Consider the following 13,090-nt stretch of genomic DNA (forward strand, 5'->3'; position numbering starts at 1 on the left):
TAAATATAACAAACAATACAACAATCGCTTGCCACAATTTTAAAAAAAGATAGGGTTATCTGCTATTTCACCCCCGCATTTCTTTCATTACTTCACTATCCTTTTTTGCAATGCCCATGAATTTTCAATAAATTAGTATATGTACCAATTGTAAAGTGACTTCGAAATAACGATATACACTTTTTTGCTAAGAACAACTGATATCAAGGGTATGTTGCGATCAGAAATCTTAACAAAGAAAACATTATCCAGCTAGGGAAGCATCTCTTTTGACAAATGTAAATTATCACAAAAAACGAATATCATTTCTTTTTAACGAATATAAAACAGCGAAGTAACGATTATAAACCATGAGAAAACAGGTAACAGACAGCGTTCTTTTAGTAAGACCCTCTGTCTTCCGTAAAAATGAACAGACTGCGGTCAACAACTTCTTCCAAAAGGATATCGAAAATCTCAGTACAGAAGAAGTCAACAAAGAAGCGCAAGGAGAATTTGACGCGCTAGTAAATGAATTGAAGTCACATGGAATTTTGGTGACTGTCATTCAGGACGACGAAAAATCAGAAAGCCCCGACAGTATATTCCCCAATAATATTGTCTCCTTTCATCAGGATGGAAAAATAATTTTCTATCCTATGTTTGCTCCAAATCGTCGAAAAGAACATTTATTGGATTTCGAAGGTCCATTGAAGCAAAACGGTTATTATGTAAAACTGACTAAGGATCTCAGTGAAGCCGAAAACAATAAACAATATCTGGAGGGCACTGGCGCACTCGTTTTGGACCGAGCTCACCGTATAGCCTACTGTGCCTTATCCGAAAGGGCAGACAGAAGTATGCTCGATGAATATTGCAGAACTGAAAACTATACACCTGTTGTATTTCACGCCTTCCAAACTGTCCATGGAGAGCGGAGACCTATCTATCACACCAATGTGGTGCTAGCCGTAGGCGAAGACTTTGCCATCTTATGTCCGCAGGCAATTGACGATCCCGCCGAGCTCAAAACCCTACTGAAAAGTTTGAAAGATACAGGCAAGGAGATCATTGAAATCAACGAGAACCAACTCGAATCTTTTGCGGCAAACTGCCTCCAAGTGAGAAACAAATATGGGAATCGGTTTATTGTCCTGAGCAATCAGGCTTTATCCTCATTGACTTTATACCAAACAGCGCAATTAGAAAAGCATGGTAAAATCATCCATCAGGATCTACATGTTATCGAGACCTGTGGTGGCGGAAGTGTGCGTCACATGATGGCCGAAGTTTTTCTTCCGAAAGAAAAAGTCCTTGTATAGCGATTAAAGATCTGCCTACAAACCCTATTGCATGTAGACCTCGATAAGCTTAGATCTAATGAATATAAAAGACGAATCCCTCAAAACTATTGCTTTTGAGGGATTCGCCATGAAAAGTGTATTTTATATCGTTTTATGTGATTAGAACGAATACCTTAATCCCAATTGGAATTGATAAGGGTTACCCGAAGGTGATACAATACCAGAGTTGTTTACATTATAATTAAACTGCTGTTTCGTAACATCAAAAGGCACCAATTTCTCTCCCGCGGCATCCTTTCCGCCTAAAGCATATAGATTTTGATTACCCAAAGACTCATTTACGCCCCAAGTCTTCTTAAATAAGTTGGCAACATTGAAAAGATCTCCCGATACCTCCAATGCATGGTTTTTATATAAATTGAATTTTTTAGCGATTCTAAGGTCGATCAAGCCATAAAAACCATTCACTCCACCATTACGCTCAGCTATTTTACCTTGATATTTTTTAATAAAATCTTTAAGGCTCTGACTCGCTTCTGGATTATTCAACAAATTATTCAATCCAGTAATCAGCTGTTTTGACGTATTGGGATTATTGGGATCAAAGATAAAGGCCAGATCATTGTCCCCAGCAACAAAGTCTCCATTTATATTTCCGCCGGCCAACAAACTGTATCGCGTACCGCCAATACCGGAGTACCGTACTCCCACGCTGACACCATAAAATGTTGGTAAAGTGCCATAGATCACAATCTTATTGCGGAATTGATTGTTCGAATAACTCATCTTGCTCAAATCGCGCGGATCATCTTTTACTGCCAAAGATAAGGTCGCTGTATTCGCCACGTTTCCATTGAAAGAAGTATTATCTTTCGCATCATTCCAGGTATAGCTAACCGATATAGATCCATCTTTGTAATATTGATAACTTGCATCCAATACGACTGCAAACTGATTCACTTTTCCTTCAGAGTTCAATTCTAGTACGCGGCCGAATTTATTGGAAATCCTTCCTTTTTTCCAATCCGGAGCCCCATCAACAATCGATGCCGCAGGAACAAAAACGCCCCTATTGTCTTCATTCGCTAATCTGAAGAACGGATCTTTCACCATATTACGATCCACATACATATAGTTATTACGACCAAGATTCATATACCCTGAGAGACTTGCTTTTAACTTTTCGGTGAAGAAATGCGTATAAGATACATTTGCCTTGTAGACTACTGGAATTTTAGCGTCGGGTCCATAGGTATTGATCGTAGGTACTTGAAACTGCGCCAATGTTGGTGTTGTTAACGGGTCCTTTCTATAGCCCACAAAATTAGGTGTAGGTACATCATTACCTCGGACATCAACCGTCGCAAAATGCTTACCGTCAAAAGTCAAGTTATTGATGGTCATATAATTGTTAATATCTGACGCGAAAACACCTGCTCCTATCCGGAAAAAGTCCTTTCGTTCTTCATTCACATCCCAAGTCATTTGGAAACGAGGCTGTACAACAAAAGATTTCAATTTGTGATCTGTACGTACCCCAACTTCTTTCAGCAATTCTTCATTCAAAGGAGAGGTTGGATAATGACCATAATCCAATCGTAATCCCGCAACTAGATCCAACCCCTGTGCCAACTTGGTCTGTAACTGACCATATGCACCGGCATTGAATATCTTACCGACCACAGCTGGATCACTTACCAAAGGAACTTCACGATAATAAGCATATGGCTTCATGTCGTCAAAGTTTTGCATGGCTGTCTTTCCATCACTCGGCCTAAAGTGAAAGCGTCCATTGACCTCACTTCCATAAATCGAGTTTGCATGGGTATACATCAAGTCGACCCCAAAGGTATAATTGATATTATCGGTACTGTAATAGATATTATTAACAAGCTGAAATACATTATTTTTAAAAGATTCCTGTGCAAAACGATGTCCGCCCAATTGCAATGTGGTCTTTTTATCTTCTCCAGCGACCTTAGATACTGCATCCTCTACAATTGCACGGGGAATATTTTGACTAGGTAAAAGATCTCCTGGACTACTTTTTTGATAGGTATAGAGATGTTGTACTTTCAATTCATTTGTTACCTTAGGTGAAATAGTCGTACGCAAAGTTGCCAATAGACTGTTATCAATGTTTTTATCATTTCCATAAGATTCATACAAGGTAATTGGCTTATTATCCTGTAATCCCAACTTATTATTATCACTTGTAAAGTTATTTCGGATCGTCAATAAGTTTTTCTCATTAATTTGCCAGTCAATTCTTCCAAAAATCGCGTCAGACCCTCGCTTTTTATCAAAAGCGCCATATTGACGTTCATTGCCCAATCCATACTTGTTACGTCCAATATTAACAAACTCATCCAAGGTGGCATTAGTAACATTAAATCTCTTCTCGTCGGCCTCAGAATTGATATCCGCAATAATCAGTGGGCGGGCATCGCGTTGATGATCCCAAGCAACAAAATAATGTAATTTGTCTTTAATGATCGGACCGCCCAATGTAAATCCATATTGATAGGTAGAAAAATCATTGCTTCGTTTGTTTCCTCTGATATCGTAGGGACTGGACAACCAATCGGCCCTTGAATAAAGCCAAGCGCTTCCGTGCGTTTGATTTGTTCCCTGTTTGGTCACCGCACTAACGGTTCCACCGCCCGCTCTTCCGTAGGTCACATCATACTGGTTGGTGACCACTTTAAATTCCCGGACTGCTTCTATCGAAATGGAGAAAGGTGCGCCGCTACGGCTGGTTGTCGAACCTGCAGAAGTCGGATTTTTGGCATTCATACCATCGATGGTAAAATTGGTGGAAGAGCCCAACTGGCCACCGATATTATCTCCCTTACTCAAAGGAGACAAATCCATTAGCGACGTAAAATTCCGGCCGTTGACAGGCAACTTCGCGATATCCCTGGCTGTAACCGCGGTAGCAGCACCTAGATTTTCTATTTTATTCTTCAGCGTACTTATTCCTGTTAATTCAACAGTTTCCAATACATTCGACGTGTTTTGAATAGGAATGGTCAAGCGTACAATATCACCCTGATTTAAATTAAATCCCGAACGAACTTGTTCGCCATAACCTATATAAGTTACTTTGACGGTATAGGGACCACCTAAAGGCAACTCCTTAAAGTTGAAATCACCATTTGCATTGGTTGAGGTCTTCGTTGTGAAACCGGTCGATTCATTCCGCACTTCGATGGAAGCACCATGAACCCCTTTGTTATTCTCGTCCGTAATCTTTCCAGAAAACCCGGCTTGGGTCGTTTGTGCGTACAACCCTGTTCCAAGTGCGATGGCACACGTTGTAAGTAGAAATTCTTTCATTTAGTTGTTGGTTGTAATAATGAAAGCAAAACTACATCGGAACTGTTAACAGGAGCTAAACGAAATATTATGAAATTATAAACAAAACATTTCAACGTGTATATAAACAAAATGAAACTCCGTTAGGAAAAAAGAGACTATATCGGAACAGGCGACAAAAGCATTTTAACATAGGGATGGAAATATCCCTATACTGCAAACATCATGATTTAGCAGACAGTAACAAAAAGAACGCGAACTGAAAATTCTTTCCGGCCAATAACACCACAAAAAAAGTCAGCCGAAGCTGACTTTCTAATATAAAATCGTAAACTTAAAATCCAATGGATTAAAGTACTTGTAAAGATCCTTAAAGAGGCTATCACCGTATTTGACATAAAGTAAAGCGAAATTTTCAGAGCGCTCTTGCAGTCCTCCGCCCGGAAAAAGCTTTTCCTTCACATTATCAATATCCGTTAAAGCATGCTGATGGTTCCGCTTCTCAGCTTTCATCAGCTTTTTCTCCAAATTGTTGATCGCTTTCTTTAACCGTGCTTTTACGGCTTCAGTACTAGGACCCAAACTTGGATCTATTTTATGAGTTCTTAACCTTATCTTACCAAAAATGGCGTTCAGCTCCATCCATTCGTCATTGAGATTCAGTCGTTCTTTGGTATGACGTCGAACATACTCTTTTTTCAGCACTTCTGCCGGCCGGAAGATACTCTTAAATGTAAGATCAACACGAAACAACTTAGCTGCTACGTTGTCCTCGGTAATCATTGCTGAATTACGAGGGATCAAAATTGGAAAATCTACCTGATATTGGTCAAAGTTGGATTTTAACTGCATCCAATAGACCATTTCGGCGCCACCGCCAATATAAGCAAGGTTGGGAAGTATAATTTCCTGATACATCGGCCGCATGACCACATTTGGACTGAAACGCTCTGGATAACGCTCGATCTCCTGCTCCAGCTCCGCTTTGGTAAAATAAATATGCTGGTGCAATACTTCGTATCGACCATCGGCAGTCAGCACCAAGCGCTCTCTAAATTCATCCGTCAGATAAAAGAAATTAATCTCACGGGCATGCACTTGGGTAGAGAAACCATTTGATTCCAACTCTTCCGATCGCGCTGTTATTGCCTTAAAGCTTTTTTCAGATAAGATATCTTCCTTAATAATTGGCTTGAACAGTTCCTTCAATTCCCGGTCATCCGCATCGACGATCAAAAGACCGTAAGACTTAAACAACTCATTGACCATATACCGTGTTGCATCTGCTAATCGATCATGATTCAAATACGCTTCTTCTACAATGCGTGTCAGTCTGGTCGAATTTTCGGAAAGCCCTAAAATATTGGTGTACTGCTTCACAGCATCAACGATTGTTGCAGTATCCATTCGCCCCGTAGCAGAGACAGCAGGAGTAGCCCAAGCGATTTTCTTACCGAAGACTTTCGTGTGGTTGATCTCTTCAAAATCATGATCTTCAGTTGCCATCCAATATACTGGAATAAAATTTTTATCAGGGTGCTTGGCATGTAAATCTTCAGACAAACGTATTGCCGTCATGATTTTAAAAATAAAATATAAAGGCCCCGTAAAAATATTGAGCTGATGCCCAGTCGTAATGGTAAAGGAATTTTGGTCGAGCAACAGTTCTATATTGGCCGCTACAGCAGGTGAATCCTTTAATAGTTCGCCATATTGTTTTTTAAGACGCTCAACAAGAATTTCCCTGTGTTCAAATTTCTTCTTTTCGTTCAATTGCTTTTCAAAACCAGCCCAGGTAGGCCAATTCCCAACAAAAGGTTTTAAGGCTTCATCATGTGCCAAATAGGCTAATAAAGTCTTGGAGAAGCTATTTGTTTCACTATATTCAATATAAGTTGCCTTCATCTGCAAATTTTATTATTATTCTCTATTCTTAATTGTATAACGAAATTTCTCTCCAGCAGCATGATAGTCTAGACCATCCAGACTTAGCAACCTCCATTAATGTCATCAATCCAAAGCGATGGAACCCAAATGAACTATCGGATTTCACGAACCTGGTTTCAACATACCATAATTATTAAAGAGCATATACGTTACAAACTTGTTTTTTGCCTCGGCAAAATAGTGAATTTTCATAAAAAGCTGATCCTGCTTTTAAATTATATCATTCTATTGACAATTCATTTAATTCAATACTTATACTCACTATAAACTTTCAGTTTAATACATCATAATAAAAAATTAAAAAATAACATTTGAATAATAATTACGCAACATTAACATCATAATTTGGTGGCAACAAATTTCTATAAATCAATTTATTTTATGACAACGAAAACGTATTCTAACATTTATCATTCCTTAATGATAATTTTTGCATTATGCTTATTCTCCTGCAAAAAAAATGACGATGCAACTACTAAACCAGAAACAAAGTTAACAACTCAAAAAAAGGCAAGTAGACCTTTACCTCCCGGTGATGAAAACTTATTACCAACATGGGATTGGACACAAAACAAATGGACCACGTACTTTAGAAATTCAAGTGGCAATATAGGAACCGTCACAACCTTAAATCCATTTATTGACGGGAGTCAAAAAGTATATGGCAATGTAAATTTAAATAATGCTGACATGACTCCAGCCCAAGGATGGATGTTGGTTTCGAGAGATTTCGGAACCACTGTCGATGCAAATTCCTATCCATTCATTATTCTTTATAATAAATATAGAGGTATTTTAAGAGTATGTATTTTAAGAACAAATGATGTATTATCATCTTACCAAGAAATTTCCCTCAGTTTTGCCCAAAATTCAACTTATCCAAAGTTATTTAAATATGCGATTGGAGATAATGCCAATGCAAGCTCGGTTCAAACTGCCATTACTCAGGCAGGAGTAAATGAATGGATGATAGGTGATTTTGATGTAAGCTGTTACGACAACTCATTTGACAACTATTCTTCATTCGTAATTAATTTAAGAGAAATAGCTGAATCAAATATATCCCTAGAAGGAAATATAAATCTCCAAGGAACCGCCCAACCTGTCACATCGAGTAAAACTGGACCATTAGGACAAATTAGTTCCATCGCAGGCTTTTACTCATCAACTGCTGAAGGTATTTCAAAAATTACCAAAACTACGGCTAGCTCGATCCAAAATCTGATGACATCAGGTGGTGCAGCAGCATTATTAAAGACTTTTTATAAATTATTTACGGGATTCTCCGGCGGTGGCGGTACCACATCCGTTTATAACATCAATTTACGGGGGCCCATTACGTTAAACGGTAAACTAACAACAACATCACCGAAAACTTCTTTCAGTGTATATTTAAAAAATTTACCTTCGGTAAATGGATATCGGGCGGTGCAAAATATTCCTTGGGGAGTATTCTCAATTGGCAAACTTCTCACTTCCAGTGACACCGAGCAATCTATTACGGATTGGGTTTTAAATCCAGGCAGTTCTGATTATAGTGAAATTACTGTCGGATATTACCGCAATGTTCAATTTCAAACAAATTTTATAACAAATTCATCATTTACGATTAATCCATTAATTACAAATGATGTTCAAAGTATAGAATGTGTTAGTATCGAACAAATAAATGATAAAGTAGATCAAAACGGAAATGTTATTGAAGGCCCATCTGGAATAGTTAGAACGACCTATAATATAAGCGAGTTTCAAAACCTTAGCTCGTTTCAAAATCGAGTGGTAAATTTTTCCTCAAAAAATAACTGGTATATAGCAATAGGTATAAAGATCATCTTTAAAAATGGATCTATCATATATAAAGTTATACCTGTTTAGTCCTCTAATTAAAGATTCTTTAATGCGAAATCCGTGATCAATTCTATTTATAAACAGAGATCAAAATTCGATAGGAATTTTGATCTCTGTTTATAATTTACGCAAAAAAATCTGTAAAATCTACTTCGATTATAACCATGGATATTACAAGAAAGTCCTTACAATCTCACCATATAGATCGAAATCTTCAGCTCGGTCAATTTTTACTTGAACAAAATCACCATTGCGTGCATAAGAATCTACCGCGGGAATCAAGACCTCATTGTCGACCTCCGGAGAATCGTATTCTGTCCGGCCAATAAAGTAATCGCCGTCTACCCGATCAACCAGTACTTTATAGGTATTACCGACTTTAGACTGATTGATATCGTACGAAATACCCTGCTGTATTTCCATAATGGCTTCCACCCGTTCTTCTTTTACTTCCTGTGGCACATTGTCCTCCAGAGAATGTGCGTGCGTCTTTTCTTCATGAGAATAGGTAAAACACCCTAATCTGTCAAAACGGGTTTCTTCAACCCAATCCAACATCTCCTGAAAATCCTGTTCAGTTTCACCTGGATAACCACAAATTAATGTTGTACGCAAGGCGATATCTGGAACTTTGTCACGTATTGCGTTGACAAGATCGATCTGTTTCTGTTTTGTTGTACCTCTTCGCATAGATTTCAACATCGGATCAGATATATGTTGCAGAGGCATATCCAAGTAATTACAGATATTTGAACGTTCATTCATTGCGTCCAAAATATCCATTGGAAAGCCCGAAGGATAGGCATACTGCAGTCTGATCCATTCGATACCATCAACATCTGACAGATGGCGCATTAAATCAGAAAGATTGCGCTTTCCATAAATATCTAAGCCATAATAGGTCAGGTCTTGTGCAATCAGAATCAATTCTTTCGTGCCGTTCGATGCAAGAAATTTTGCTTCTTTCACAAGATCGTCAATGGATTTAGAAACGTGTTTACCACGCATCAGGGGAATTGCACAAAAAGAGCAGGGACGGTTACATCCTTCAGCAATCTTAAAGTAAGAAAAATGCGAAGGTGTTGTCAATAAGCGCTCACCCAATAACTCGTGTCGATAATCAGCTCCAATGGATGACAATAGCTCCGGTAAATCATTCGTACCGAAAAAGGCATCAACATTGGGGATTTCAGCCTGTAACTCTGGCTTATATCGCTCAGAAAGACAACCTGTAACGATTACTTTGTTGATTTTACCCTGATCTTTTAGATCCGAATATTGTAAAATCGCATCAATTGACTCCTGTTTGGCATTATCAATAAAACCGCAGGTATTGATTACGACAATATCATTCGCTTGTATATTGGATGCTTCATGCACGACTTCCATCTGATTGCCCTTTAACTGGCCCATCAGGACTTCACTATCGTGAATATTTTTCGAACAGCCCAAGGTTACCACATTGACACGTGGTTTATTAATCAAAGGGGCTGGTTTCGCGTATTTTGTCTTCATATGATTAGACGGTAGACTCTATTTGAAAAGGGAGTCGACAAATTCCTTTTTGTTAAACAACTGAAGATCACCAATTTTCTCACCTACACCAATATATTTCACTGGGATCTTAAATTGATCAGATATACCAATAACCACCCCGCCCTTAGCCGTTCCATCGAGTTTAGTCAATGCTAAAGCGTTCACATCGGTTGCCTGTGTAAATTGCGTACATTGCTCAATGGCGTTTTGCCCTGTTGATGCGTCCAAGACCAACAAGATTTCATGTGGTGCACCAGGAACAACCTTTTGCATAACATTCTTGATCTTCGTGAGCTCATTCATTAGGCCGACCTTATTGTGTAAACGGCCTGCGGTATCAATGATACACACATCTTCGCCATTTGCTACTGCCGATTTCACGGTATCATAAGCCACGGAAGCAGGATCTGAGCCCATGGCCTGAGCGACAACACGCACGCCAACACGCTCACCCCATAATTTAAGTTGATCGACAGCAGCCGCCCGAAAGGTATCCGCTGCCCCCAATACAACTTTGCTTCCAGCTTGTTTCAGCTGATGAGCCAGTTTGCCAATGGTCGTTGTCTTGCCAACCCCATTGACACCTACAACCATAATGACGTATGGTTTATGATCGCCATAATTGAAATTCTCGAAATCAGCACTATTGTTCTCTGCCAGTAGCGTCTGAATTTCTTCTTTCAGGAGATTGTTGAGCTCAGAAGTAGAAACGTACTTATCTCGGGCAACACGGGCCTGTATGCGATCAATGATTTTTAAGGTAGTCGTAACCCCAACATCAGAAGTAACCAAAACCTCTTCCAGATTATCCAGCACATCGTCATCTACTGTTGATTTACCAACGACAGCTTTTGTAATCTTGGAAAGAAAGCCTTCTTTTGTTTTTTCCAAACCTTTATCTAAGGCCTGTTCTTCTTCTTGTGTTTGTGGTTTTTTCTTAAAAAAATCAAATAATCCCATGGAGTGTAGTAGTGAAAATTGATGTTCAAATATAAACAAATGTCCTCAACAAAAAAAGCCCTTTCGGTAGGATACCAAAACGGCTATTTTTATCGAATTCTTTTTAAAGAAAAACTTTAAAAAAGGAAAATGCTACTCGTTATTTTTGAGCTGCAGCAACGACGTCTTTCACTTTATCGTTGTGAACCATACCTTCTTTGAAAGTATACGCGCCAGTTTTTGCAGATTTAGTAGTAATAATAACCTTTGTAAATTCTTTACCGCCACCTTTTTGTAACGATGCAACTGCTTTCTTTGCCATGGTATATTAATATTTTACTTAGCCTCTCTTTCAAGTGCTAAGATGTGTGACTTACTTAATTTCTTTATGAACAGTAACTTTTCTCAATACTGGGTTGAATTTTTTCAATTCCAAACGCTCAGTTGTGTTCTTTTTGTTTTTAGTAGTGATGTAACGAGACATTCCCGGAAGACCACTTTCTTTGTGTTCAGTACATTCTAAGATAACTTGTACTCTATTTCCTTTTTTAGCCATTGTTTTACTTTATTTTGAATCCTATTATAGGATTGAAATTCATGAATAATCTTAATGTAACAGGCGCGACAATCAATTAGATTGACCCTTTAACGATAAATTTATTGATCGCTGCTGTAATCCCGTTCTTATTGATAGTCTTGATAGCAGAAGTAGATACTTTCAACGTAATCCAACGATCTTCTTCTGGAATGTAAAAACGTTTCGTTTGTAAATTTGGATAGAATTTACGTTTAGTTTTAACGTTTGAGTGAGAAACGTTATTTCCTGTTAACGCCGCTTTGCCTGTTAAATCACAAATTCTTGACATGATATTATTTTTTTGTTGTCTTTATTACAATATGTTAATCCTTTGCACTCTCTGCAAAGAGTTTGCAAATATCTATATTTTTTTTTGGATAAGCAACAAGATAATTGGAATTATTTTTAAAAATAGTTCTACATAGGAATGGTAAGGGCAAAAATAAAGGATTTTATTGTATTATATTTGCTCTGTAAAGAAAAATAGTTTTCAACAATTCACATTTATGAACAAATATCTTCGCAAGGGCTTAAGGGAAATAATCATTGGTGCCGTACTTGTGATCTTGGGATATTATCTCATGGAACATCGTTCCAACTGGTATAAACTTGCTATGCTTGTCGGAGTTATTGCATTTAGTATCGGTGTCCTGACTTTAATCTATCGCATGATTCGTAAGGTAGACCGAAATGCCATTATGGAGATGCGTGAAGAATCGCATAAAAAAGACAAAGAAGGAGATGCTGAACAAAACTAGGGGTATAGTCTTAAAAACAACCAACTATTCGGAGAGTAGCCTTGTGGCGCAGATATACACCGAACAGTTTGGTATGCAATCCTATCTCATCACGGGCGCAAGGAAGCCCAAAGCAAAGATCAAGGCCAATATTCTTCAACCCTTACATTTACTGGAAATTGTCGCTACACATAAAGATAATGGTTCTTTACAGCGGATCTCCGAAGCGCGTCAAGTCCCTGTCTTGCAAGAAATACCTTATGATATTGTTAAAAGCTCGCTCGCACTTTTTCTGAATGAAATACTCTATAAAATTCTGAAGGAACAAGAAAATGACGATTATCTTTTTGAATTCATCCATCAGTCTGTCCGTTGGCTAGATGAAACGCATTTAAATCTGGCCAATTTCCATCTTGTTTTTTTAATCAAGCTAACCCGCTTTCTCGGGTTTTATCCCGCTGAATCAAAACAGGCCCACCCTTATTTTAATCTTCATGAAGCTACCTTCTCCGATAGCCTTCCTGAACACCCGCTTGTATTACAGGAACCACATACGTCAATTTTCAGAAATTTAATCGAATCCGAATATTCGAATTGTGACCGCATAAAAATGACCGCTTCTGATCGACAATTCCTGCTGGAAAAAGTGCTCGACTTCTATCGTCTCCACCGCACAAATTTTAAAGAAATAAAATCGCTCTATATACTCGAAGAAATATTTAGATAAGCTACGCACAGCTTTCTCCTTTGAAAGCGAATTCTATGCTGCCTTTAGATCCAAAACAGGCGGATGAACGCGGCTATTCTTTTGCGCAAGCGCAGCAACTGTAGCTCTTCCAAACACTTACCCTTTTATAATAATTGATCTCTCGGATAAATTCTTGGTACATTTATTGTAACAAAAT

Annotated in this window: 11 protein-coding genes; 4 read left to right on the forward strand and 7 right to left on the reverse strand. The window is 38.3% G+C overall.

Annotated features, from left to right (window positions below; translation table 11 throughout):
• Positions 1–350 precede the first annotated feature (350 nt).
• Positions 351–1,301: a citrulline utilization hydrolase CtlX gene (gene ctlX, locus B3P16_RS23610; protein ID WP_112375186.1), complete on the forward strand. Its 951-nt coding sequence runs from the start codon at positions 351–353 to the stop codon at positions 1,299–1,301.
• A gap of 141 nt (positions 1,302–1,442) precedes the next feature.
• Here the strand turns inward: ctlX and B3P16_RS23615 are convergent, their stop codons facing one another.
• Positions 1,443–4,622, reverse strand: coding sequence for a TonB-dependent receptor (locus B3P16_RS23615; RefSeq protein ID WP_112375185.1), 3,180 nt, complete (start codon positions 4,620–4,622; stop codon positions 1,443–1,445).
• Between the two features lie 294 nt (positions 4,623–4,916).
• Complete coding sequence (gene bshC / locus B3P16_RS23620; RefSeq protein WP_286844793.1) at positions 4,917–6,506, reverse strand: bacillithiol biosynthesis cysteine-adding enzyme BshC; 1,590 nt, start codon at positions 6,504–6,506, stop codon at positions 4,917–4,919.
• A gap of 423 nt (positions 6,507–6,929) precedes the next feature.
• Here bshC and B3P16_RS23625 point away from each other — a divergent pair, with 423 nt between their 5' ends.
• Positions 6,930–8,423: a hypothetical protein gene (locus B3P16_RS23625; protein ID WP_286844796.1), complete on the forward strand. Its 1,494-nt coding sequence runs from the start codon at positions 6,930–6,932 to the stop codon at positions 8,421–8,423.
• Positions 8,424–8,567: 144 nt separating this feature from the next.
• Here B3P16_RS23625 and rimO read toward each other — a convergent pair whose 3' ends face one another.
• From rimO to rpmB, 5 genes are all read right to left on the reverse strand, one after another.
• Positions 8,568–9,911, reverse strand: a complete 1,344-nt coding sequence (gene rimO, locus B3P16_RS23630; protein WP_286844798.1) for a 30S ribosomal protein S12 methylthiotransferase RimO — start codon at positions 9,909–9,911, stop codon at positions 8,568–8,570.
• Positions 9,912–9,929: 18 nt separating this feature from the next.
• Entirely contained in the window at positions 9,930–10,892 is a 963-nt protein-coding gene (gene ftsY / locus B3P16_RS23635) for a signal recognition particle-docking protein FtsY (protein WP_046672598.1), read from the reverse strand.
• Between the two features lie 139 nt (positions 10,893–11,031).
• Positions 11,032–11,193 (reverse strand): DUF4295 domain-containing protein, encoded by a 162-nt coding sequence (locus tag B3P16_RS23640; RefSeq protein WP_070562566.1) that lies wholly within the window; start codon positions 11,191–11,193, stop codon positions 11,032–11,034.
• A gap of 51 nt (positions 11,194–11,244) precedes the next feature.
• Positions 11,245–11,427, reverse strand: a complete 183-nt coding sequence (gene rpmG / locus B3P16_RS23645; protein ID WP_002998409.1) for a 50S ribosomal protein L33 — start codon at positions 11,425–11,427, stop codon at positions 11,245–11,247.
• Between the two features lie 76 nt (positions 11,428–11,503).
• Complete coding sequence (gene rpmB / locus B3P16_RS23650) at positions 11,504–11,737, reverse strand: 50S ribosomal protein L28 (protein ID WP_046672597.1); 234 nt, start codon at positions 11,735–11,737, stop codon at positions 11,504–11,506.
• A 217-nt stretch (positions 11,738–11,954) separates the two neighbouring features.
• Here rpmB and B3P16_RS23655 point away from each other — a divergent pair, with 217 nt between their 5' ends.
• Complete coding sequence (locus B3P16_RS23655) at positions 11,955–12,206, forward strand: signal peptidase (protein WP_286844801.1); 252 nt, start codon at positions 11,955–11,957, stop codon at positions 12,204–12,206.
• Complete coding sequence (recO, locus tag B3P16_RS23660; RefSeq protein WP_112375182.1) at positions 12,190–12,912, forward strand: DNA repair protein RecO; 723 nt, start codon at positions 12,190–12,192, stop codon at positions 12,910–12,912. Before B3P16_RS23655 ends, recO begins: the two co-directional genes overlap by 17 nt.
• Positions 12,913–13,090: the final 178 nt, after the last annotated feature.

It is taken from the genome of Sphingobacterium sp. UBA7631, assembly GCF_002483935.1.
GTDB classification, from domain to species: Bacteria; Bacteroidota; Bacteroidia; order Sphingobacteriales; family Sphingobacteriaceae; genus Sphingobacterium; species Sphingobacterium multivorum.

What these genes read in the sequence shown, in the direction of transcription:
- ftsY (WP_046672598.1), bottom strand. Translation starts at nt 10,892, where the DNA reads ATGGGATTATTTGATTTTTTTAAGAAAAAACCACAAACACAAGAAGAA.
- recO (WP_112375182.1), top strand. Translation starts at nt 12,190, where the DNA reads ATGCTGAACAAAACTAGGGGTATAGTCTTAAAAACAACCAACTATTCG.
- rimO (WP_286844798.1), bottom strand. Translation starts at nt 9,911, where the DNA reads ATGAAGACAAAATACGCGAAACCAGCCCCTTTGATTAATAAACCACGT.
- ctlX (WP_112375186.1), top strand. Translation starts at nt 351, where the DNA reads ATGAGAAAACAGGTAACAGACAGCGTTCTTTTAGTAAGACCCTCTGTC.
- rpmB (WP_046672597.1), bottom strand. Translation starts at nt 11,737, where the DNA reads ATGTCAAGAATTTGTGATTTAACAGGCAAAGCGGCGTTAACAGGAAAT.
- B3P16_RS23615 (WP_112375185.1), bottom strand. Translation starts at nt 4,622, where the DNA reads ATGAAAGAATTTCTACTTACAACGTGTGCCATCGCACTTGGAACAGGG.
- B3P16_RS23625 (WP_286844796.1), top strand. Translation starts at nt 6,930, where the DNA reads ATGACAACGAAAACGTATTCTAACATTTATCATTCCTTAATGATAATT.
- bshC (WP_286844793.1), bottom strand. Translation starts at nt 6,506, where the DNA reads ATGAAGGCAACTTATATTGAATATAGTGAAACAAATAGCTTCTCCAAG.
- B3P16_RS23640 (WP_070562566.1), bottom strand. Translation starts at nt 11,193, where the DNA reads ATGGCAAAGAAAGCAGTTGCATCGTTACAAAAAGGTGGCGGTAAAGAA.
- B3P16_RS23655 (WP_286844801.1), top strand. Translation starts at nt 11,955, where the DNA reads ATGAACAAATATCTTCGCAAGGGCTTAAGGGAAATAATCATTGGTGCC.
- rpmG (WP_002998409.1), bottom strand. Translation starts at nt 11,427, where the DNA reads ATGGCTAAAAAAGGAAATAGAGTACAAGTTATCTTAGAATGTACTGAA.